The organism is Nocardia sp. NPDC102475 (assembly GCF_055584605.1).
The window spans coordinates 66,532-87,764 of sequence record NZ_JBVJLS010000034.1 but is presented as its reverse complement, the minus strand read 5'-3'; the positions used below and the strand labels follow the sequence as shown (position 1 = coordinate 87,764).

At 65.1% G+C, this 21,233-nt stretch carries 20 protein-coding genes and 4 tRNA genes; 16 read left to right on the top strand and 8 right to left on the bottom strand.

Annotated features, from left to right (window positions below; translation table 11 throughout):
* Nucleotides 1-259 precede the first annotated feature (259 nt).
* Nucleotides 260-1,984: a 3-oxosteroid 1-dehydrogenase gene (gene kstD, locus ACZ60G_RS39645; protein WP_465817101.1), complete on the bottom strand. Its 1,725-nt coding sequence runs from the start codon at nt 1,982-1,984 to the stop codon at nt 260-262.
* Between the two features lie 105 nt (nt 1,985-2,089).
* Here kstD and ACZ60G_RS39640 point away from each other — a divergent pair, with 105 nt between their 5' ends.
* The 13 genes from ACZ60G_RS39640 to ACZ60G_RS39580 all read left to right on the top strand — a co-directional run bounded on the left by ACZ60G_RS39640 (nt 2,090) and on the right by ACZ60G_RS39580 (nt 12,430).
* Nucleotides 2,090-3,838, top strand: coding sequence for an FAD-binding protein (locus tag ACZ60G_RS39640; protein WP_465817100.1), 1,749 nt, complete (start codon nt 2,090-2,092; stop codon nt 3,836-3,838).
* A 1-nt stretch (nt 3,839) separates the two neighbouring features.
* On the top strand, nt 3,840-4,625 hold the full coding sequence (locus ACZ60G_RS39635; protein WP_465817099.1) for a 2-keto-4-pentenoate hydratase: 786 nt from the start codon (nt 3,840-3,842) through the stop codon (nt 4,623-4,625).
* Nucleotides 4,626-4,635: 10 nt separating this feature from the next.
* Nucleotides 4,636-5,550, top strand: a complete 915-nt coding sequence (locus ACZ60G_RS39630; RefSeq protein ID WP_465817098.1) for an acetaldehyde dehydrogenase (acetylating) — start codon at nt 4,636-4,638, stop codon at nt 5,548-5,550.
* Nucleotides 5,551-5,562: 12 nt separating this feature from the next.
* Complete coding sequence (gene dmpG / locus ACZ60G_RS39625) at nt 5,563-6,597, top strand: 4-hydroxy-2-oxovalerate aldolase (RefSeq protein WP_063042726.1); 1,035 nt, start codon at nt 5,563-5,565, stop codon at nt 6,595-6,597.
* Between the two features lie 247 nt (nt 6,598-6,844).
* The gene (locus ACZ60G_RS39620) at nt 6,845-7,825 is read left to right on the top strand and encodes a hypothetical protein (RefSeq protein ID WP_465817097.1); all 981 of its coding nucleotides are present in this window, start codon (nt 6,845-6,847) and stop codon (nt 7,823-7,825) included.
* Nucleotides 7,810-8,853, top strand: a complete 1,044-nt coding sequence (locus ACZ60G_RS39615; protein WP_465817096.1) for a hypothetical protein — start codon at nt 7,810-7,812, stop codon at nt 8,851-8,853. The genes ACZ60G_RS39620 and ACZ60G_RS39615 overlap by 16 nt, the downstream gene beginning before the upstream one ends.
* 213 nt (nt 8,854-9,066) lie before the next feature.
* Nucleotides 9,067-9,351, top strand: a complete 285-nt coding sequence (locus ACZ60G_RS39610; RefSeq protein ID WP_465817095.1) for a hypothetical protein — start codon at nt 9,067-9,069, stop codon at nt 9,349-9,351.
* A gap of 8 nt (nt 9,352-9,359) precedes the next feature.
* Nucleotides 9,360-11,081, top strand: a complete 1,722-nt coding sequence (locus tag ACZ60G_RS39605; protein ID WP_465817094.1) for an asparagine synthetase B family protein — start codon at nt 9,360-9,362, stop codon at nt 11,079-11,081.
* 17 nt (nt 11,082-11,098) lie between these two features.
* A complete protein-coding gene (locus ACZ60G_RS39600; protein ID WP_465817093.1) occupies nt 11,099-11,830 on the top strand; it encodes a hypothetical protein in 732 nt (243 codons plus the stop codon).
* Nucleotides 11,831-12,106: 276 nt separating this feature from the next.
* A tRNA-Glu gene (locus tag ACZ60G_RS39595) sits at nt 12,107-12,182 on the top strand.
* 18 nt (nt 12,183-12,200) lie between these two features.
* Nucleotides 12,201-12,273, top strand: a tRNA-Phe gene (locus ACZ60G_RS39590).
* 4 nt (nt 12,274-12,277) lie between these two features.
* Nucleotides 12,278-12,350, top strand: a tRNA-Asp gene (locus ACZ60G_RS39585).
* Nucleotides 12,351-12,354: 4 nt separating this feature from the next.
* A tRNA-Lys gene (locus ACZ60G_RS39580) sits at nt 12,355-12,430 on the top strand.
* Between the two features lie 33 nt (nt 12,431-12,463).
* Here the strand turns inward: ACZ60G_RS39580 and ACZ60G_RS39575 are convergent.
* A complete protein-coding gene (locus ACZ60G_RS39575; RefSeq protein WP_465817092.1) occupies nt 12,464-13,033 on the bottom strand; it encodes a TetR/AcrR family transcriptional regulator in 570 nt (189 codons plus the stop codon).
* 114 nt (nt 13,034-13,147) lie between these two features.
* Between ACZ60G_RS39575 and ACZ60G_RS39570 the strand changes: the two genes are divergently transcribed.
* A complete protein-coding gene (locus ACZ60G_RS39570) occupies nt 13,148-14,590 on the top strand; it encodes an MFS transporter (RefSeq protein ID WP_465817091.1) in 1,443 nt (480 codons plus the stop codon).
* A 41-nt stretch (nt 14,591-14,631) separates the two neighbouring features.
* Here the strand turns inward: ACZ60G_RS39570 and hsaB are convergent, their stop codons facing one another.
* The 4 genes from hsaB to hsaA all read right to left on the bottom strand — a co-directional run bounded on the left by hsaB (nt 14,632) and on the right by hsaA (nt 18,257).
* Entirely contained in the window at nt 14,632-15,207 is a 576-nt protein-coding gene (gene hsaB, locus ACZ60G_RS39565) for a 3-hydroxy-9,10-secoandrosta-1,3,5(10)-triene-9,17-dione monooxygenase reductase subunit (protein WP_465817090.1), read from the bottom strand.
* 100 nt (nt 15,208-15,307) lie between these two features.
* On the bottom strand, nt 15,308-16,213 hold the full coding sequence (hsaC, locus tag ACZ60G_RS39560) for an iron-dependent extradiol dioxygenase HsaC (RefSeq protein ID WP_465817089.1): 906 nt from the start codon (nt 16,211-16,213) through the stop codon (nt 15,308-15,310).
* A complete protein-coding gene (gene hsaD, locus ACZ60G_RS39555) occupies nt 16,213-17,091 on the bottom strand; it encodes a 4,5:9,10-diseco-3-hydroxy-5,9,17-trioxoandrosta-1(10),2-diene-4-oate hydrolase (RefSeq protein WP_465817088.1) in 879 nt (292 codons plus the stop codon). The genes hsaC and hsaD overlap by 1 nt, the downstream gene beginning before the upstream one ends.
* A gap of 2 nt (nt 17,092-17,093) precedes the next feature.
* Nucleotides 17,094-18,257 carry a 3-hydroxy-9,10-secoandrosta-1,3,5(10)-triene-9,17-dione monooxygenase oxygenase subunit gene (hsaA, locus tag ACZ60G_RS39550; RefSeq protein ID WP_465817087.1) on the bottom strand — a complete coding sequence of 388 codons (1,164 nt, stop codon included), beginning with the start codon at nt 18,255-18,257 and terminating at the stop codon, nt 17,094-17,096.
* 198 nt (nt 18,258-18,455) lie between these two features.
* Here hsaA and ACZ60G_RS39545 point away from each other — a divergent pair, with 198 nt between their 5' ends.
* Both ACZ60G_RS39545 and ACZ60G_RS39540 read left to right on the top strand, forming a co-directional pair.
* The gene (locus ACZ60G_RS39545; RefSeq protein WP_465817086.1) at nt 18,456-19,727 is read left to right on the top strand and encodes a Rieske 2Fe-2S domain-containing protein; all 1,272 of its coding nucleotides are present in this window, start codon (nt 18,456-18,458) and stop codon (nt 19,725-19,727) included.
* Nucleotides 19,727-20,056 (top strand): hypothetical protein, encoded by a 330-nt coding sequence (locus ACZ60G_RS39540; RefSeq protein WP_387294523.1) that lies wholly within the window; start codon nt 19,727-19,729, stop codon nt 20,054-20,056. The genes ACZ60G_RS39545 and ACZ60G_RS39540 overlap by 1 nt, the downstream gene beginning before the upstream one ends.
* Here ACZ60G_RS39540 and ACZ60G_RS39535 read toward each other — a convergent pair whose 3' ends face one another.
* The gene (locus ACZ60G_RS39535) at nt 20,057-20,467 is read right to left on the bottom strand and encodes a cupin domain-containing protein (RefSeq protein WP_465817085.1); all 411 of its coding nucleotides are present in this window, start codon (nt 20,465-20,467) and stop codon (nt 20,057-20,059) included. It abuts the gene before it with no gap.
* Nucleotides 20,468-20,618: 151 nt separating this feature from the next.
* Nucleotides 20,619-21,191, bottom strand: coding sequence for a methylated-DNA--[protein]-cysteine S-methyltransferase (locus tag ACZ60G_RS39530; RefSeq protein WP_465817084.1), 573 nt, complete (start codon nt 21,189-21,191; stop codon nt 20,619-20,621).
* Between the last annotated feature and the right edge of the window lie 42 nt (nt 21,192-21,233).

Sequence of the window (21,233 nt, the reverse complement as noted above, 5' to 3'; positions counted from 1 at the left end):
ACGTCATCTGGGCACTGATCCGCGACAACCGCACCTTCGCTATCGAGGCACCAACCCCGATCAGCGCTGCGGCTTGACACGATCATTGAAACTCCTTGTGAATGCTTGTGGACAGATCGCCCGCGCCATGCGAGCGACCTGTCGTGGGCGTATCCCAGCGAGCCGAGACCCCAATATGGCAATCGCCTCGGATCGATCGTGCGGCGGCCGGCCCGCGGCGGGCAAGGTGGCGTCCGCTCCGTGAGACGCCACGCCACGCCTATGCCTCGGCGGTGGCCTCGGCCGACTGCTGCTTCTTGCGCTCGGCGATATCCAATACCGCCAGGTAGCCGAAAGTGATCGCGGGGCCGATGGTCGCGCCGGGGCCCGCATACGTATGACCCATTACGGGGGTCGCGCTATTGCCGGAGGCGTACAGACCCTCGATCACGGTGCCGTCCTCGCGCAGCACCCGCCCGGCGGTGTCGGCGACCAGGCCACCCTTGGTGCCGAGGTCGCCCGGCACGATCTTGGCCGCGTAGAACGGACCCTGCACGAGCCCGGCCAGGCATGGGTTCGGCTTCACGGTCGGATCGCCGTAGTACCGGTCGTAGTGGCTGTTGCCGCGGCCGAAATCCTCGTCCTTACCGGTCTCGGCGAACTTGTTGAACCGCTCGACGGTCGATGTCAGATTCTCGGTGGGCACGCCGATCTCGGTGGCCAACTCCGCGAGGCTATCGGCCTTGACAATCAGGTTGTTTTCCATCCAGCGGGACGGAAACCGCTGACCAGGCTGCAGTCCGGCGAAGATGTAGCGGTTCCGGTAGCGCTGGTCGAACACCAACCATGCGGGGATGTTCTCGCCCGGACCCTCACCCTGCCCGTATTCGCCGCCGTACATGGTGTGCACAGCCTCGACGTAAGGAGCGGACTCATTTCCGAATCGCTTACCGTCGGCGTTGACCATGATGGTGCCGGGCAGATTCCGCTCGGCCAGCGCGAACCACGGCTTTCCACCCTTGAAGATGGTAGGCCCCCACCAGGAATCCTCCATGAAGTCGACCGCGCCGCCGGCTGCCATACCGGCATTGATGCCGTCGCCGGTATTGGCGGCCGCGCCCGTGGTCCACTCGGTGGTGATGGGCTGGCGCTGGTACTTGGTGCGCATTTCGGCGTTGTGCTCGAATCCGCCGCTACCGAGCACCACACCGTATTTGGCGGTGAACCGCACGGTCTCCCCGTTGTGCTCGGCCTCGACGCCGGTGACCACGCCGTTCTCCACAATCAGCTCGGTCAGCGCAGTGTTCAGCAGCAGCGGCACATTCGCGTCGATGAGCCCCTTGCGCATGGCGGCGATGATCGCCTGCCCCATGCCGAGGATGTGCTTGCCGGTCCACTTGGCGAAGTAGGTGCGGGCGCCGACCCGCATGGCCCGCATGATGCCCTTCGGATGGCGACGGATCAGGTTGAGCCGGACGAAGTCGGCCTGCATGACGACGACATTGAGCGGGGCCTTGGCATACGGCGGCTCCAGGTTGAACCGCTCCTCGCCGAGGATCTTGGCGTTGAACGGCGCGGGCTCGCACGAACGCCCCTGGCCGAGGCCGCCCGGGGCCTCCGGGTAGTAGTCGGAGTAGCCGGGCACCCACTTCATCTTCAGCGGGGTGTGGTCGAGGACGAAGTCGAAGGCCTCCGCACCACGGTCGATGTAGGTGTCGATCCGGTCCTTGGGCACCACGTCGCCGATGATGCTGTGCAGGTAGGTGCGGGCGTCCTCGCGATCATCGGGACGACCGGAGGCCTTCAGTGCCTTGTTGCCGGGGATCCACACGCCACCCCCGGAGCGTGCCGTCGACCCGCCGTAGTGCGCGGCTTTCTCGATGATCACCGCGCTCAGCCCATGGTGGGCGGCGGCGAGGGCGGCGGTCATCCCGGCGGCACCGCTGCCGACCACCACTACATCGTAGCTGTGCGGATCATTAACCGGATCAGTCATGTAGAACACGTTATAGAATGGGACCGCATTTGGTCTATGTTGAGTGGCAGAAGACGCGCTCGATGTTCCATTCGTCGAGAAAACTTGTTTCAGTTTCTGACCGGAGTGATGTACATGGGCGGTGTTGTTTCGAGCGACCTGCAAGCAGTCGCCAGCGGCGTTGTTTCGAGCGACCTGCAAGCAGTCGCCAGCGGCGTTGTTTCGAGCGACCTGCAAGCAGTCGCTAGCGGCGAATGGGACCTGACCGCCGACGTGGTCGTCGTCGGCTACGGCGCGGCGGGGGCCGCGGCCGCGCTGGAAGCGACCGAGGCGGGTGCGCAGGTGCTGGTGCTGGAGCGTTTCGCCGGTGGCGGGGCGTCGGCGTTGTCCGGCGGCATCATCTACGCGGGCGGTGGCACCTCGGTGCAGCACGAGGCGGGGGTGCGCGATACGCCGGAGCAGATGCTGGCCTATCTCGAGCGTGAGGTCGGCACGGCGGTCACGCCCGAGACGCTGCGGCGGTTCGTGGACGAGAGTCCGGAGCTGATCGAATGGCTGAAGGGGCACGGTGTGCCGTTCGAGGCATCGCTGTGTCCTTACAAGACGTCCTATCCGAATGACAGCTACTACCTCTACTACTCCGGTAGTGAGGTCTCCGGTTACGGCCGCGAGGTCGCGACGCCCGCGCAGCGCGGACACCGGGTCAAGGGCAAGGGCACGTCCGGGAAGAAGCTCACCGGTCCGCTCGCCGCCTCGGCGTCGCGACGCGGGGTTCGAGTGGAAACTCTCACGCAGGCAACACGATTGATCACCGATGACAACGGCACCGTGGTCGGGGTCGAATGCGAGTCACTGCGCGACGCCCCCGGCCGGGTCCGGGATCGCTACACCCGCATGGCGAAAATCGCTGCCAAGCCGGGCATTTACTATCCGCCGCTGCGCAAGGCCATGGAGCGTCAGCTCGCGAAGCTCGATCGCAGGTACCGCACGAGAATTCGGATTCAGGCCCGTAGCGGTGTCGTGCTCAGCGCGGGTGGATTCATCGCGAATCGGGAGATGTTGCGGGAGTACGGGCCGCAATACCGCGGCGGACTCGCGCTCGGCACCACCGGTGATGACGGCAGCGGCATCCGGATGGCCGAGCAGGTCGGTGCGGCGACCGATCGGATGGGCAATATTTCGGCGTGGCGATTCATCTTGCCGCCCAGTGCATTTACCGGTTCCGTGCTGGTCGATGCGGAAGGTCGCCGGGTCATCGATGAGACCCGCTACGGTGCCGCGGTCGGCCACGCATTGATCACCGAACACGGCGGCAAGGGTTGGCTGCTCGCCGACGACGGACTGATGCGCACCGCGATCTCACAGATTCGGACGCAATCGGCCTGGTTCCAGCGCGGACAGTTCGAGGCCATGCGGCGCAATGCTGTGCGCGGCGAAACTTTGGATGCCGTTGCGGCGAAGGCCGGTATCGATGCCGACGGATTGCGTGCCACCGTCGCCGAGCACAATGCCGCGATCGCGAACGGTGCGCCCGATCCGGTCGGCAAGCCCGCCGAATTCACCAAAACGGTGGGGGCCGGGCCGTTCTGGTTGTTGGATGTGGGTATCAAACCGAGCGTCGTCAATCCGTGCCCGATGCTCACCCTCGGCGGAGTCGTCGTCGATGAGGACACCGGGGCGGTGAAATCCACTGCCGGAACCGATATTCCCGGCCTGTACGCGGCCGGCCGGACGGCGGTCGGTATCTGCTCGGACTCCTATGTCAGTGGATTGTCCCTGGCTGACTGCATTTTCTCCGGTCGGCGTGCGGGCAGATTCGCGGCAGGCGCCGAAGTGCTTTCGCGGGCAGCGGTGCCCGAAGCGACAACAGTGGAAGGAAACTAGCGTGCTGTCCGACGCGGTACGAATCGAATTGGCCGATGAACTCGAGGCCGCCGAACGCGATCGGGTCGGCATCGACCCACTCATCGCCAGGCATCCCGATATCGATGTCGTCGACGCCTACGAGATCCAGCTGATCAATATCCGGCGCAAACTCGACAACGGCGCGAAGGTGGTCGGGCACAAGGTCGGACTTTCTTCGCTGGCCATGCAGCAGATGATGGGTGTGGACGAACCCGATTACGGTCATCTGCTCGCGGATATGGAGGTCTTCGAGGATGTTCCGGTCGAGACCTCACGCTATCTGATTCCGCGAGTCGAGGTCGAGGTCGGATTCGTGCTCGGCGCGGATCTGCCCGGCGAAGAATGCACCGAGGCCGATGTGCTCGCCGCGACGGTCGCCTACGCGCCGTCCATCGAACTGATCGATTCGCGGATCAAGGACTGGAAGATCGGGCTGGCCGACACCATTTCCGATAACGCGTCCTCGGCCGGTTTCGTGCTCGGTGCGGCGCGGGTTGCGCCGAAAGAGCTGGATATCAAGGCCATTGACGCCGTGCTCACCCGAAATGGTGAGGTGGTCGCGGAGGGGCGCAGCGATGCGGTGCTCGGCGATCCGGTGATCGCGGTGGCGTGGTTGGCGCGCAAGGTCGCCAGTTTCGGGGTGCGGTTGAAGGCGGGCGACATTGTGCTGCCCGGTTCCTGCACCCGCGCCATCGATGCCCGCGCGGGCGATTCGTTCCACGCCGAGTTCGCCGGACTCGGTTCTGTCCGTTTGCAATTCAAATAGGAGGCTGGCCGTGTCCGAAACGGGGACCGTCACCGCCGCGATCGTCGGATCCGGCAATATCAGCACCGATCTGCTGTACAAACTGCTGCGCTCCACCACGGTGGAACCGAAGTGGATGATCGGAATCGACCCGGAGAGCGAGGGTTTGAAGCGCGCCCGCGGGCTCGGGCTGGAAACCTCGCACGAGGGCGTGGACTGGTTGCTCGCGCAGCCGGAACTGCCGGATCTGGTATTCGAGGCGACCTCGGCATATGTGCATCGGGCGGCCGCTCCGAAATACGCCGAGGCCGGAATTCGCGCGGTCGATCTCACGCCCGCCGCGGTCGGGCCCGCCGTGGTGCCGCCGGTGAATCTGGTCGGCGCGAATCTCGATGCGCCGAACGTCAATATGATCACCTGCGGTGGTCAGGCCACCATTCCGATCGTCGCGGCGGTATCGCGCGTGGTGCCGGTGGTCTACGCCGAAATCGTCGCTTCGGTGTCGTCGGTGTCCGCCGGACCGGGCACCCGCGCCAATATCGATGAGTTCACCAAGACCACCTCGCGTGGTGTGGAGACCATCGGTGGTGCGCAGCGCGGCAAGGCCATCATCATTCTGAACCCCGCCGAACCGCCGATGATCATGCGCGACACCATTTTCTGCGCGATTCCCGAGGATGCCGATACCGATGCGATCGCGGATTCCATTCATCGGATGGTCGCCGACATCCAGAAGTACGTGCCCGGCTACCGGCTGCTGAACGAGCCGCAATTCGACCCGCCGTCGGTGGTTTCCGGTGGAATGGCGAAGGTTTCGGTGTTCGTGGAGGTCGAGGGCGCCGGCGATTTCCTGCCGCCCTACGCGGGCAACCTCGACATCATGACCGCGGCTGCCACCCAGGTCGGCGAGGTCATGGCATCCCAGATTCTGTCGGCCCGGGTGTAAAGGAGCTCAACCATGGCATATTCCGCAGAACTCGACATCCGCGTCACCGACACATCGCTGCGTGACGGTTCCCATCACAAGCGCCACCAGTTCACCGCCGACGATGTACGCAATATCGTGACAGCGCTCGACGGCTCCGGTGTGCCGGTCATCGAGGTGACGCACGGCGACGGCCTCGGCGGCTCGTCGTTCAACTACGGCTTCTCGCACACTCCCGAGCAGGAGCTGGTCAAGATCGCCGCGGAAACGGCGAAGCAGGCCAAGATCGCGGTCCTCATGCTGCCCGGCGTCGGCGTCAAAGAGGACATCAAGATCTCCCAGGACAACGGCGCGTCGATCTGCCGCATCGCCACGCACTGCACCGAGGCGGACGTATCGATCCAGCACTTCGGTCTCGCGCGGGAGCTGGGGCTGGAAACCGTCGGCTTCCTGATGATGTCGCACACCCAGCCGCCGGAGGCGCTGGCCAAGCAGGCGCGCATCATGGCCGATGCCGGATGCCAGTGCGTCTACGTGGTGGACTCCGCGGGTGCACTTGTGCTCGAACAGGTTTCGGACCGGGTGGCGGCGCTGGTCGCCGAACTCGGCGATGACGCCCAGGTCGGCTTCCACGGTCACGAAAACCTGGATCTGGCGGTTGCCAACTCGATCTATGCGGTTCGTGCCGGTGCGAAGCAAATCGACGGCAGCGCACGGCGATTCGGCGCGGGTGCGGGCAATACGCCCGTCGAGGCGTTCGTCGGTGTCTGCGACAAGCTCGGTATCAAGACCGGCATCGATTTCTTCGCGATCGCCGATGCGGCCGAAGATGTGGTGCGGCCCGTCATGCCGCAGGAATGCCTGCTGGACCGCCAGTCTCTGATGATGGGCTATGCGGGTGTGTACTCCAGCTTCCTGAAGCATGCCGAGCGTCAGGCCGAGCGCTACGGGGTTTCGGCCGCCGAAATGCTGGTGCGGGCCGGTAAGCGCAAGTTGGTCGGTGGGCAGGAAGACCAGTTGATCGATATCGCACTCGAACTTCAGCGTGAGGCGTCTGTCTCTGCCTGATCCTTCTCCGAAAAGGCCGCGACCGAACCGGTCGCGGCCTTTTCGCGGCTACGGACGCGGCTCGACCCGTTCGGCGAACAGACCCGGCTCTCGCCCCGGAGCACATCGACCCAAATGTTCAGCATGGCGGCGAGCGAGCTGTCGCACTGGGTATGCGGCAGGTGAACATTCGAATTCGGGGGTCGCGGATGGGTGGGGGCATCGGCGATCATGAATTGTGATCTGTCCGCATTGCAATGCGAACCTGTTGCGCAAGGAGCGCGGCGGTCGGCGCTGTTCGACGTGTAAGCGGGAATTCGCGCTCGAACCGAAGGAAAGTCCGCTCGGGCTGCACGATATCCGGATGCGCAAGCTCGCCGAGCGGCTCGGTGACGGGCGCGGACTGCGGTACACCCTGGTGCAGCTCTGGTATGCGGCCGGACGCAAGAAGGTTCCGGATGTGGCGCGCGTATTCAAGCGGGTGCGTATCGGAGTCGGGGTGGCCATTGTGGTGGTCGCCTTTTTCCTGATGGTGAGCGGCGCGGCGCCGCCGGGTGTGGTGTTGCTGCTCGGCGCGCTGGTTTTTGCGCTGGCCATCGTCGGAATCGGCGCGGCGCGGCCGTGGTTCCTGAGCCGGGCCACAGTGCGAATGCCGGTGTCATACGACATCTTCCGCCGGGATGTGGTCGGTCGGTGGACGCCGATTTACGGTGGCCCGCCGCCCGGCTCGGTCGACGAGGGGTTGGTGCGGCCACCGGCTGTGGACCGGCCGCGATTCGCGGTGTTGTGCCCGGATCGCAGCGTGCTCGCCTGCCTTGCCGCAAACAATGTGTCGCAGACCTGGGCCATGGCGTTGACCGACCGCATCGAGCAGCTGCCCCCGGATGTGCCGGTGATCGTGCTGCACGATGCGAGCCTGCCCGGCATTGCGCTGGCCGGGAAGGCTCGCGTCGCACTCGGGAACCGGGCCGTGGTGGTCGGCCTGTCACCGCGTGCGGTACTGGCCAATGCGTCGGCGCTGCGGTTGCGGGAGTCACGGCCGCAGGACACCGCATTCCTGCATGGTGAGCCGTTATCGGCGGCGGAGATCGAATGGCTCGCCGAGGGTTGGTGGTCGCCGATCGCCGCGATTCCGCCCGCGAAGCTGCTGATAGTGCTGGAACGGGCGATCGAGCGGATCGAGGATGCGGCCGATCCGGATCGCCGCCGCGCCCGCGAGGTAGGTTTCCTCACGTGGCCGACCCGGTGAAGCAGCACATGCTCGATCGGCTGCTCCGCATCGCGGCCGACCGCGCCGCCGCCCCGAGCGGCATCCGATTCACCGAGCGTCAGCTCTATTACGAGGTCTGCCGCCTACTTATGCCGACGCATCGAGCGCCGCGCCGGTTCGCCTTCACGGTCCCCGCACCACTGAGCTACGCCACATTCCGCACCGTTCTCGAGCGCCGAGAGTTCCCGCGCCTACTGACACCGACTCCACCCCGAACCATCCGCGCCGGACTCCACACCCCCGAACCCGACCTCTTCGACTACGGCCTGCCCCGCCTACTCGTCTGCGAGTCCGACGCGATCGCACAAATGCTGCGCGCCAACGGATTACCCATGGAATCCGCCTGCCCGGTCCTCAGCGCGTCCGAACTCCCCCTCGACCCTGGCATCGCCGAAATGCTCGCCCGAGTCGACGGCACCATCTACCTCCTGCACGACGCAAGCCTCCACGGCCTCACCTTCCCAGCCCGGCTGGCAGACCTGACCGAGATTCCGGAGGGCGTACGAGTAGTCCCGCTGGGCCTGCGCCCCCGTCAAGCAGGCACCTTGCACCTGATCCACCTCCGGGGCGCGATGTCGAGTGCCGTTGCCACGCAGATCGATCCGCGGGAGCGCGAAGCGTTTCACCGCTCGGAGTCGAGTGCTCAGATCCCGTCCGTGGATTGGCTGGATCGTGCAGAGTCGCACGACCCTGAGTCGAGTACTGAATCGGCGCAGGTCCAATCGAGCGAGCGCCATGTTCTGCGCCCCGACTCGGCCTCGAGTGCTCGGGCGACGCACGTGGATTCGCGTGCGTGCGACGTGCCGCGCGCTCAGGCAGCGCAGTTGGACGCATGGGAACGCGCATGGCTACGGCGCGGCCGGTTCGTCGAAATCGAAGCGGTGCGCCCGGCATCGCTACTGCGCACCGTGCACCGCCTCGTCCGCGAGGTTCGCCCACCTCGCACCGGTGTGCCCGAACTGCGCCGCGCCCGAACCACGGGCTTCATGACTTGGCCCGCTGCATGAAAGGGAATTGCTGTGCCGGAGCATCGGCAGATTACGTATACCGATGAGTTGCTTGCTGACGGGTCTGTGCATCGGCGGTATGCCGATGGGCGTCAGGAGTGGCGGACGCGTGGTGCACAGGGGGTGGTCTCCTGGCGCGATGATCGGGGTAACTCGGGGACCGATGAGGGGCTCGGGCCGAAGATCGTGAAGCGTACGTACCACAACGGATCCGTGGTTTATGGCAGGGAGGCGGGGTTCGGGCGGACGCTCTGGGGTGACGGAGCGTTGACCGTCAATCGGTCCTCGTTCGGTGGTCGGCTCGGCGGCATTCTGGCTGCGGTGGCGGGCGGTGCGCTGCTCGGCGCGCTGGTCATGCCGCCGAGTGCGATGAGTGCGGTGGAAGAGGAGGAGTTGCGCCGCCAGGCGGCCGCGCAGTCGTCCGGTTCCAGCGACGGGGGCGGCGATTACGGCGGTTGGGATGATGACGGCGGGGACGACGGCGGCGATTTCGGCTGAGGGAAAAGATGTCTCGTTGGTGTGCGTTCTCGACGCCGGACGATCCGGCCGGGCAGGTGCGGGCGGTCGGCGGCGATCCGGTGTCGGTGACCGGTCGTTATGCGCTGGGGTTACTCGATGGTCCGGGCATCGCGTCAGGTCCCTGGACTGTTGGTGAGCTGACGGCCGTAGGTGAGGTCACGCTGTTCAATGCGGCACAGCTGCGCGCAAGACTCGGTACGGACTCGCCGCCGGACTGCGCCGACGCTGAACTGCTGTTGCACTGCTACGCCCGTCTCGGACTCGACGGAATCGCCGCCGCCGACGGCATGTTCGCACTCGCCATCGCCGACGGCGACGACCTGGTACTGATCCGCGATCACGTCGGCACCCGCACGCTATTCCACGCACGCGCGGGCAAAGGCTGGGCCGCATCCACATCGCTACGCGCATTGCACCGATGGCCCAGCCTGCGGACCGGTCTGCATCTACCCGCGGTTCGCTCCTTCCTCACCTTCGCCTACCTGCCGGGAACCGAGACGCTGCTGCGCGGCATCCACGAGGTCCTGCCGGGACGCTGTGTTCGTCTGCGCGGCGACGGCTCGATGACCGAGGAAACCTACTGGGAGCCAATGGAAGTCGAGGACAATCGATCGGCCGCCGACCACGCACTCGAACTCCGCGAATTGCTCGAGGACGCGGTCGCCCGACGACTGCCCGCGGGCGAGCCGGTCGGTGTCCTGCTCTCCGGCGGCATCGACAGCAGTCTTGTCACCGCCCTCGCCGCCAAACTGCACGATCAGCGCGTGCGCTCGTATTCCATCAGCTTCGGCGGGACCACCCCGAACGAACTCGCGTACTCCGGGCTCGTTGCCACACATTGCAATACCGAACATCGAGTGCTCACCGTGCCAGGTGAAACGGTCGCGTCGCGATTGGCGGAGACTGTCTCGCTACTGGACTGCCCGGTCGGCGACCCGCTCACCGTACCCAACCTGATGCTTGCGGAAGCCGTTGCCGCAGATGGCATTCGGGTCGTGCTCAACGGCGAGGGCGGTGATCCGGTCTTCGGCGGCCCCAAGAACCTGCCGATGCTGATCTTCGAATTATCTCGCGACGACCCGTCTCCGGACGCGAGAGCGCTGGCCTATCTGGACAGCTACCGCAAGTGCTACAGCGATCTGCCGGTACTACTCAGCCCCGACGTCCTGACCGCACTGGCAGACGCACCGCCACTGACCGCCCTGCTCTCGCCCTACCTGCGCCAGGGCCGGATGACCAGCTTGCTGAACCAACTGCTGCACACCAACCTGCGCACCAAAGGCGCGCACCACATCCTCACCAAGGTCGAACGACTCACCGCCGCAAGCAGTTTGGAGGGTCGTGCACCGTTGTTCGACCGCGCCGTCATCGACCACGCCTTCCGTGTCCCAGGCCGGTTCAAGCTGGCCGGTACCAGCGAAAAGTGGATTCTCAAACAGGCTGTGCGCGATCTACTTCCGGCGACCATCGTGGACCGCCCGAAGAGCGGTATGCGAGTTCCGGTGCAGCAGTGGCTTTCCGGGCCGCTGCGCGATCTCGGGCACGACCTGCTACTCGGCTCGTCCGCACGGGCGCGCGGCCTGTTTCGTGAGGACACCATCCGCTCGTGGCTGCGCGGCGACGGTGCGCTGCTGCCTCGGCAGGGTGGCAAATTGTGGCTGGTGCTGTCGCTGGAGTTGTGGTTGCGGTCCTTCGAAGTCGGGCCGTGAGTTGAAGTAGGAGCCGCATGTCCGATCCCCGAATCAAGCACCACGCGGACGATGAGAACGAGATCCACGATCTGGCCGAATTCGTCGCCGCGGGATGCAATGTCGTCACACCCGTCGCACAATTCCCCGCGGAGGTCGCCGCGGTCGTCGTCCAGGCCTTCGCCCAGATCGTCCGGAACGCGAAGGCAAGCCGCGCCGCGACCGTCCCCGACGCGGATGGCATCATCCGCTCGCAGACCTTCGAAGAGGGCGACGTCTACATGATCGAGTCGCCCTTCGACGGCTTCTTCGCCGACCGCTACATCATGGACTTCTACAATGCCGAGGAACGCGGCATCTGCTCGCGCATGCATCTGCACACCGGCCTGCGCTTCGTCCGCATGATGACCGGTCCGGACACCCACATCCGGGTGAGCAGCCTCTCGCCGTTCCGCGTAACCGACGTCGAAGGCGTTACGCCCTTCGCGCCCAATCAATTCGAGGACGATCTACCCGACACCCCGCCCGGTCTGCACCGCACCAGATACAACCTGATCGTCCCGCCCTGCTCCTTCGTCGATATGCAGATCCCCCGCGGCGTGAGCCATCAGTTCAATGCCATCGGTCCCCACGCCGTCATCGACTCGGTCCATCCGGAAGAGTCCATCGAGGTCTTCCGCGAACAGATGTCCGGCTTCAAGATGATGGCCCAAACAGTTTTCCTCGCAGAGGAATTGCCGGATGCCGACTCCTGCACGTCGCTCACCTAGCGGACTCCGCGACCAATTCGGGCAGGAGTGGCCGATTAATTCGGTTGCGATCGTGCGGGGCCGTGCTTACCTTGGATACACCGAAGTTCAAGGGAAGGACCCGGCAATGACCACCAAGGCGAAATTCGAGGAGCGTACGCGCTTGTTCGATGCTGCCTTGGAAAGTGCTCGCTCGCAGAGTACTTCGTCCGATAAGGCTTGCGGTCCATGACGTAGATCTCTTGTGTCACAGGGCCGCACCAGGCAAATGCCGGGGAGCGGCCCTTCTGCATTTCCGGCGCAGTTGCTCTGCTGGTATGGGCAACCTGACTTTCATTCAGGGACCACGTCGGTTCGATTCCGATCTGCGTCACAACGGTTTTCGTCCCACGGTTTCTTAGCTCAGTTGGCAGAGCACTCGGTTGAAGCCCGAGGTGTCGAAGGTTCGAATCCTTCAGAAACCACGATGGCCTCGTGCTCTGTTGGTCGAGCACTCTGATTGTCGATCAGAACGACGCGGGTTCGATTCCCGTCGAGGTCGCGATGCGCCTGTAGCTCAGTTGGTAGAGCTGCGGACTTTTAATCCGAGGGTCGTAGGTTCGAGCCCTACCGGGCGCACCACCGGGCGACACCTCGGCTTTCCACGATCTGTGCTCACTTCGGCGGGCGCATACCGTCCAGCGTCACATCGAGCATGCGACCGGCGGCCTCGGGGACCGTTTCGCAGGCGACCCCGATCCCGTGGCCGAATCTGAGCAGATCGCGCGGCTCGATATCGCGACGGATATCGCCGGAATCCTGTGCGGCTTGCAGCAGTGCGGCCGCCGCATCCGTGATCAACGTTCGACACAGGGTGAAGGTCGGTGAGCCCTTGTCCATACCGGCCTTCATGGTGGTCGCGAGGCTGCGATTGTCCATCACCCACTGCACCTGCTCGCGCAACCAGGTTTCGAAAGCCGCAGCGGCCGACTGGGTTTCGAGCAGTTCGTGCGCGCGGGCGCTCAATTGTTCGATGCTGGAACGGTATACGGCTTCGACCAGCACCTCGCGGCTCGGAAAGTGCCGGTAGAGCGTGCCGATGCCGACTCCGGCGCGGCGGGCGATCTCTTCCAGCGGGGCGTCTGGACCTTGCTCGGCGAATGCCTCCTGAGCGGATGTGATGATCCGCTCGTAGTTGCGCCGGGCGTCCGCGCGCATCGGCCGTCCCGTCGACGGTGCTGCCATATTCCCTCCACTGGAAAACGGAAGGACCCTCCAGATAGGCTTGCGTAACTGGAGGAACCCTCCATATGATAGCTCTATCGGAAGCGGAGGCTCCCTCCGTTTGAGTCCCATTCGATGGAGCGTTCTTTGTCCACCACCATGTCCGCGGACACCCGTGTGCCCGCAATCTCCAGTGCCGGTCGGCTCCGATCCGGCATCGTGCTGGTCACGCTGCTGACCTGCCAATTGATGATCATCCTCGACATCACCGTGATGAATGTCGCGCTGCCGCGCATCCGCACCGACCTGCACTTCAGCGCGACCAACCTGTCCTGGGTGATGAACGCCTACACCCTGGTCTTCGGCGGTCTACTGCTGCTCGGCGGCCGTGCCGGTGATCTGTTCGGCCGTCGCAACCTGTTCATCGCCGGTACGGCCCTGTTCACCCTGGCCTCGCTGGCGGGCGGGCTGGCACCGTCGGCCACCTGGCTGCTCATCGCCCGTGTGGTGCAGGGCATCGGCGGGGCCATGGCCGGTCCCAGCACCCTCGCGCTGCTCACCACCACATTCAGTGAACCCAAGGCCCGGATGCGGGTGCTCGCACTGTTTTCCGGCATGTCCAGTGCGGGCTTCGCGATCGGGCTCGTCGTCGGCGGCCTGCTGACCGAATGGCTGACCTGGCGCTCCGCGCTGTTCATCAATGTGCCCTTCGGACTGGCCGTCGTTGTGCTCGCGCTGCGGTATCTGCCGGATGGCGCGCGTCAGCCCGCCCGCCTCGACCTGCCCGGTGCGGTCACCGCGACCGGCGGCATCGCCGCCCTGGTCTACGGCTTCATCAGCGCCGCATCACACGGCTGGAGCGATGCAGGCACCGATATCTGGCTGGCTGTCGGCGCGGCACTGATCATCGCGTTCCTGACCATCGAGACGCGCACGGCCCAGCCCTTGCTGCCGCTGCGACTGTTCGTCGATCGCAATCGCGCCGCGGCCTACGCCAATATGTTCCTCGGCCCGATGGCCGGTATGTCGATGTTCTTCTTCCTCACCCAGTATCTGCAGGAAGTACGCGGATTGAGCTCGCTGGCAACGGGTTTCGCCTTCATGCCGACCGCGCTGATGATGTTCACCATGATCCGGCTGATCCCGCGGCTGCTGCCGCGCTTCGGTCCGAAACCGGTGACGGTAATCGGCACGCTGCTGATGGCGGCCGGTTTGGTGCTGCTGACCCGGCTGACCGTCGACACCGCCTACTTCCCGATGCTGTTCATCGCCATGATCCTGATGGGAAGCGGTATCGGCCTCGCCTTTTCACCGCTCAATGTGATCATCATGTCGAGCGTTGCGCCGACCGAGGCCGGTGCCGCGGGCGGCGCGCTGCAGACCCTGCAGCAGACCGGGGCCTCCCTCGGCCTCGCCATTCTGGTCACCATCTTCGGCACCGCCGCCCGCGATGCCGGAGGTTCGGCACACCACGCCCTGGTCAGCGGCATCACCACCGCCTTCGCCGGCGCCGTGGTCATCGCCGCGCTGACCTTCGTCGTCGCCCTCACCTTCCGCAGCACGCGTCCTGCGGAGTGAAATATGGCCCCGCCCAGGTGATTCCGGGCGGGGCCACATTTTCAGAGCCAGGTGTCCAGTGTCGTCGTTGTCAGGAAATGCTCCAGGTCGTGCCGCCAGGGAGCCGGGACGGTCTTATCCGGTTCGATGGCGGTGTACTGGCCGCGGTAGAACAACAGCGGCCTGCCGGAGCTGGTCGACTCCGACAGGGCCAGCACCCGACCGATCACGATGTAGTGATCGCCGCCGTCGACGACGCTGTCCACCTTGCACTGGATGGTGGCCAAGGCGTCGTCCAGGAGCGGGAGCTCCAGTTCCGAGGTGTGCCACTTGGTGTCGGCGAACTTATCGGGTTCGCGGGAACCGAAGCGGGCGCACAGTTGCTGCTGTTCCTCAGCGAGGACGTTCACACAGAAGCCGCCGGACTGTTCGATGGCCGCCCAGGACCGGGAGGTCTTGGTCGGGCAGAACAGCACCAGGGGCGGGTCCAGCGAGAGGGCGGCGAAGGATTGGCAGGCGAACCCGATCGGGGCCGCGTCGGCATCGAAGGTGGTGATCACCGTGATGCCGGTGCAGAACTGCCCCAATACATTTCGGAACTGTCGCCCGTCGATCGCCGGATATTCGTCGGTCGTCATCGTCTCCCCGCTCGCCCTGTCGAGCATTAACTCGCCTCGCTGGCGCTCGGCTCCGTAATGCGATGCAGCTGTGTTGTCCGGTCTACTCGCTGACGCTCGCTCACGGCTGCCGCTGTCCAACCGTGAAGTCGTGACCCCAGAGGCTGACCGCGGTGGATTCCCGTGCGATCCAGTCGGTGTCGTCGACTTCCAAACCTTCACAACCGAATTCGACGTCGAAGCCGCCCGGTGTCTTCATATAGAAGGACAGCATCTTGTCGTTGACGTGCCGGCCCAGCGTCGCCGACATCTTCACCTTCTTGCGCAGTGCGCGATCCAGGCAGAGCCCGACATCGTCGGAGCCCTCCACCTCGAGCATCAGGTGCACGATGCCGCTCGGGGTCGGCATGGGCAGGAAGGCCAGCGAGTGGTGGCGCGGGTTGCAGCCGAAGAAGCGCAACCAGGCCGGTTCGCCCTCGGCGGGCCGCCCGACCATTTGCGGTGGCAGCCGCATCGAATCGCGCAGCCGGAAGCCGAGCACATCGCGGTAGAAGGTCAGCGCGGCCGCATCGTCTTTGGTGCTGAGCACCACATGGCCGAGTCCCTGTTCGCCCGTGACGAATCGGTGCCCGTAGGGGCTGACCACGCGCCGATGTTCCAGTGCCGCACCGTGAAACGCCTCGAGGGTATTGCCCGAGGGATCCTCGAACGAGATCAGCTCGTGGACCCGGCGATCGGCCTTCTCCTGTGCGGTGCCCTCCTTGAACGGCACCCCGGCCGCATCCAGCCGGTTCCGAATATCCTGCAGCTCAGCGGCATTGGCAGTCTCCCAGCCGGAGACCTGCAGCTGATCCTTCTCGCCCGGCGAGATGACGAGCCGAGCAGGGAAGTCGTCCATGCGCAGATACAGCGCCTCGGGATTGCTGCCCTTGCCCTCGACCATGCCGAGTACCTTGAGCCCGTATTCGCGCCAGGCCGCCATATCGGTGGCCTCGATGCGCAGATACGCCAGTGATCGAATACCCATCACTTCTCCTTCACACCGGCAAGGAAATCCGTTGCCAGCCGGTTGAATTCGTCGAACTTCTCCAGCTGGGCCCAGTGCCCGCAACCACCGAAAACGTGCAGCTGCACCCGTGGAATCATCTTCGTCGCGACCAGCGCGCCGTCGAGTGGATTCACTCGATCTTCCCGGCCCCAGATGAGCAGCACCGGCTGGCGCAGCTTATAGGCGTCGCGCCAGATCATGCCCTGCTCGAAGTCGGCTCCGGCGAAGGACTTTCCCATCGCCCTGGTCGCGGCCAGCGCCTCGGGCGTGCTCGCCGAGGCGAAGCGCTCATCGATCAGCTCGTCGGTGATCAGCGACTGATCGAAGACCATGATCCGCAGGAACGCCTCCAGGTTTTGCCTGGTCGGCTCGTAATTGAACTTCGCGAGGTTCTTCACACCCTCGGTCGGATCCGGTGCGAACAGGTTGACGCTCAACCCGCCCGGACCCATCAGCACCAGCTTGCCCGCCCGATCCGGATAGTCCAGCGCGAATCGCACCGCGGTACCGCCGCCGAGCGAATTGCCCAGCAGGTGTACGCGTCCGGTGATCTCCAGCGCATCGAGCAGATCCTTCAGCGCCGAAGCGCTGTGCGCGAAGTACTGCGGATGCTCGGTCGGCTTGTCCGAGAGCCCGAATCCCGGCTGATCCACCGCGAGCACGTGGAACTCGCGTGCCAGCACCGGGATATTGCGGGCGAAGTTCGACCACGAGGAGGCGCCGGGGCCGCCGCCGTGCAGCAGCACGATCGTCGGGCCGTTGCCGACTCCGGCCTCGTGATAGTGCAGGCGCAGATCGGGCCGCGCCTGCGCGTATCGCGAGGTCGATTCGAAGGTGAGTTCGGTTGTCGCCGTCACGGCTAGACCATGCCGTCGGTAACCGGAAGCCCGAATTCGTGCGTGCCGTACATGACATAGGCGCGCTCGGGATCATTGGCGGCGTGCACCCGACCGGCGTGCGCGTCACGCCAGAAGCGTTGCAGCGGAGTGCCGTTCGCGAGTGCGGTGGCGCCGGAGGCTTCGAAGAGCTTATCGATCGAGGCGATCGCCCGCCCGGTCGCGCGCACCTGGTCGCGCCGCGCCCGCACCCGCAGGTCGAACGGAATCTCCTTGCCCGCCACCAGCAGTGCGTATTCGTCGGCGACATTGCCCGAAAGCTGACGCCAGGCCGCATCGATATCACTGGAGGCCTCGGCGACGCGCACCTTGGTGAACGGATCGTCCTTGGCCTTCTCACCGGCGTAGGCCGCGCGCACCCGCTTGCCCTGGTGCTCGACATGGGCGGCGTACGCGCCGTACGCCATACCGACGATCGGTGCGGAGATGGTCGTGGGATGGATTGTGCCCCAGGGCATCTTGTACACCGGATCGGTGTTCTGCGCCAGGCCGGGGGACTTCAGCTCACTCATCGCGCGGAAGCTCAGGAACCGATGCTTCGGCACGAAAACATCCTCCACCACAACGGTATTGGAGCCGGTGCCGCGCAGGCCGACCACATTCCACACATCATCGATGCGATAGTCGGTGCGCGGGATCAGGAAGCTGCCGAAGTCGACCGGCTTGCCGTCCTTGATCACCGGACCGCCGAGCACCGCCCAGGTGGCGTGATCCGAGCCCGAGGACCAGGCCCACGCGCCCTTGACGAGGTAGCCGCCGTCGACGACCGTGCCCGCGCCCATCGGGGCGTACGACGAGGAGATCCGGACCTCGTCGTCCTCGCCCCACACATCTTCCTGCGCCTGCTGGTCGAACAGTGCGAGGTGCCAGTTGTGCACGCCGACGATGCCCGCCACCCAGCCGGTGGAGCCGCATGCGCTGGCGAGCTTGCGAACCGTGTCGTAGAACACGACCGGATCGGCCGCATGGCCGCCCCACTGCTTGGGCTGCAGCAGGCGGAAGAAGCCGGTCTCCTGCAGTGCCTTCATCGATTCGTCGGGGATGCGCCGCAGGTCCTCGGCCTCCTGTGCGCGCTCGCGCAGCGTCGGCAACAGTGCTTCGACCCGTTCGGTCACTTCTTGCGTCATCGCGGGACCTGCTCCTGCCTGGTCGGATTGGTAACCGGTACTCATTTGCCTCTGAGACTAGAACAGGTTCTTATTTCTGTCGAGAACGGGTGACCATAAGGGGCATTCGTCACCGATTCGCAGGTGGTCGACGGAATCGCTGGCGTGGAACGCGACATTTTTGTAACGTGTTCTAGTACAGAAGGAGGAGGAATCGCGATGGCAGTTACCCCACCGCCGCCGAGCGACGGGCCCGGAGGCGGCAGCGTGCGTAACCCCGGAGGGACCCGGGAGGCGGCAAATCCGACACCGCGGAGCGGTGCGAAGATCCGCGAGCTCGACGTGGGCTCCGCGCCCACCCGATACGCGCGGGGTTGGCATTGCCTCGGGTTGGCGAAGTCGTTCCGCGACGGCAAGCCGCACGCGGTCGAGGTGTTCGGAACCAAGCTCGTCGTCTGGGTCGACAGCAATGACGAACTCCGGGTGCTGGACGCCTACTGCAGGCATATGGGTGGCGACCTGACCATGGGCGAGGTCAAGGACGGCGATATCGCCTGCCCGTTCCACGACTGGCGCTGGTCCGGCACCACTGGCAAATGCTCCGCGATTCCGTATGCGCGGCGCGTGCCGCCGCTGGCGCGGACCCGCAAGTGGACCACGCTCGAGCGTAATGGTCAGCTTTTCGTCTGGCACGACCACGAGGGCAGCCAGCCGCCGCCGGAGATCACCATTCCGCACATCGTCGGGCCCTATACCGACGCGGATGGCAATCCGAGCGAAGAGCTCGACAGCGGGTGGACCGAATGGACCTGGAACTCCCTGCTGATCGAGGGCGCGAACTGCCGCGAGATCATCGACAACGTGGTGGATATGGCCCACTTCTTCTATATCCACTTCGCCTTCCCGACGTACTTCAAGAATGTCTTCGAGGGGCATATCGCCACCCAGTTCCTGGAGACCAAGGGTCGTCCCGATATCGGAATGGCCTCCAAGTACGGCGGCGACACCCTGCTCAAGTCGGAGGCGTCGTACTTCGGGCCCTCTTACATGATCAACCCGCTGGTCAATATCTACAGCGGATACGAGGTCAAGAGCGTCCTGATCAACTGCCACTACCCGGTGACGCAGGATTCGTTCGTGCTGCAGTGGGGCGTCTCGCTGGAGAAGCCGAAGGGCGTCGACGGTGAGATGGCCGATAAGTTGGCCGCGAAGATGACCGAAGGCATCAGCGTCGGGTTCCTGCAGGATGTCGAGATCTGGAAGCACAAGTCCAAGGTCGAGAATCCGCTGCTCTGCGAGGAGGACGGTCCGGTCTACCAGCTGCGCCGGTGGTACGACCAGTTCTATGTGGATCTGGCCGAGGTGACCGACAAGATGACCCAGCGCTTCGAATTCGAGGTGGATACCACCAAGGCGAACGAGGCATGGGAGGCCGAGGTCGCCGAGAACCTGCGGCGCAAGCGGGAAACGGAAGCGGAAGCAGGCGTCTGATGGCGGCAACCTGGGCGAAAGCACCCGACTTCGCCGACCAACCGGCGCGGCGGGCCGCGGTGCAGGCCCAGACCGTGGTCGACAAGCAGCGCTATCTGGAGGAGGGCCTGACGCCGCTGCGGTGTCAGTCATGCCAGAGCGAGGTGCTGGTGCGCAAGAGTTCGTCGCACCAGACCTCGGTGCAGTGGACCGAGAATCCGGCCGCGCACTGCCCGGTCTTCGCCAGGCTCAGCGCGCAGGGGTACGGGCCGGGACGTCCGGAAACCTGTGCGCAACTGGAGAAGACGATCAAATGGGCCGTCGACGAGGGTGTGCTGGAAATCGACTGATCAGTCGAGGGTGAAGTCGGCGAAGTCGAATCCCGGCGCAACGATGCAGCTCACCAGCACATATTCATCGTCAGCCGGCCGCGCGGCCTGACTGACCCCGCCGGGCACCACCGCCTGCAGTACCTGACCGTGCTCGACATCGGGCCCGAGGACAACCTCCTCTCCCCCGATGTCGAGCACCAGCGCCCCACCCCGATGCCACAACCACACCTCATCCGACCGCACCGTATGCGGCGCCGACCGCTCACCGGGCATCAACAAGAAATAGATCGCGGTCCCACTGGCTCGCGGCCCCGGGTAGCCCGTCGGCGTGAATTCCACCGCACTGCGCCAGGTTTGCCGATACCACCCACCCTCCGGGTGCGGCTCCAGATCGAGTGCAACAGCCAGCGCCGGTCGGTTATCGCTCATGCCCCGACTATGCCCGATCGAGGTTTTCTGGGAGCCGAGCCACTGATTCGGTTGCCCGGTCACTGCGGCGATGCAGTCGAAGTCGTGATCCCGATGCAGCAAAGTCAGCCCGCGCAACTCGGCAGTGGCAGATCCATATCGGCGATTCTGGTCAGAACAGGGTGGGTTCACCGAAGCCTGGGGTGCGTTCGATTTCCAGGAGGCGTTGTTTGGTGGTGATGCCGCCGGGGGCGGAGAAGCCGGTGAGGGCGTGGTCGGCGGCCAGGACTCGGTGGCAGGGGATGATCAGGGGGATCGGGTTGCGTCCGAGGGCCTGTCCGACGGCTTGGGCCGCGCCTGGTGCGCCGATACGGTCGGCGACCTGGCCGTAGCTGAGGGTGTGGCCGGGATCGATGGCGCGGGTGACTTCGTAGACGGCGCGGTGGAATTCCGGAATTCCGTTGGTGCTCACGGAAATCCAGCGCAGATCGTCGAGTTCGCCGACGAGATGGGCCTGGATGCGGGCGATGGCATCGGCGATCGGTCCGTTGGGTTTCGCCTCCGGAATTTCCTCGGCGTCCGGAATTCGGCTGCTGCGGCGCATGATCCGGGTCCGCATCGCGGCGGGGCTCGCCTCGGGCAGTCCGAATCGGAATACGCGGTCGTCGGTCCAGGCAATCGCACAGGTGCCGATCGCGGTTTCGAACAGCGCCGACCCGGTGACCGGGCGAGCGGAAGCACTCATACGGTCAGTGTGCACGCCGGGTCCGACACCTTCGACCAGACC

Excerpts from the sequence above, each read along its gene's own strand:
- ACZ60G_RS39640 (WP_465817100.1), top strand. The coding sequence starts at position 2,090 with ATGGGCGGTGTTGTTTCGAGCGACCTGCAAGCAGTCGCCAGCGGCGTT.
- dmpG (WP_063042726.1), top strand. The coding sequence starts at position 5,563 with ATGGCATATTCCGCAGAACTCGACATCCGCGTCACCGACACATCGCTG.
- ACZ60G_RS39605 (WP_465817094.1), top strand. The coding sequence starts at position 9,360 with ATGTCTCGTTGGTGTGCGTTCTCGACGCCGGACGATCCGGCCGGGCAG.
- ACZ60G_RS39600 (WP_465817093.1), top strand. The coding sequence starts at position 11,099 with ATGTCCGATCCCCGAATCAAGCACCACGCGGACGATGAGAACGAGATC.
- ACZ60G_RS39575 (WP_465817092.1), bottom strand. The coding sequence starts at position 13,033 with ATGGCAGCACCGTCGACGGGACGGCCGATGCGCGCGGACGCCCGGCGC.
- ACZ60G_RS39570 (WP_465817091.1), top strand. The coding sequence starts at position 13,148 with ATGGAGCGTTCTTTGTCCACCACCATGTCCGCGGACACCCGTGTGCCC.
- hsaB (WP_465817090.1), bottom strand. The coding sequence starts at position 15,207 with ATGACGACCGACGAATATCCGGCGATCGACGGGCGACAGTTCCGAAAT.
- hsaC (WP_465817089.1), bottom strand. The coding sequence starts at position 16,213 with ATGGGTATTCGATCACTGGCGTATCTGCGCATCGAGGCCACCGATATG.
- hsaA (WP_465817087.1), bottom strand. The coding sequence starts at position 18,257 with ATGACGCAAGAAGTGACCGAACGGGTCGAAGCACTGTTGCCGACGCTG.
- ACZ60G_RS39545 (WP_465817086.1), top strand. The coding sequence starts at position 18,456 with ATGGCAGTTACCCCACCGCCGCCGAGCGACGGGCCCGGAGGCGGCAGC.
- ACZ60G_RS39540 (WP_387294523.1), top strand. The coding sequence starts at position 19,727 with ATGGCGGCAACCTGGGCGAAAGCACCCGACTTCGCCGACCAACCGGCG.
- ACZ60G_RS39535 (WP_465817085.1), bottom strand. The coding sequence starts at position 20,467 with ATGAGCGATAACCGACCGGCGCTGGCTGTTGCACTCGATCTGGAGCCG.
- ACZ60G_RS39530 (WP_465817084.1), bottom strand. The coding sequence starts at position 21,191 with ATGAGTGCTTCCGCTCGCCCGGTCACCGGGTCGGCGCTGTTCGAAACC.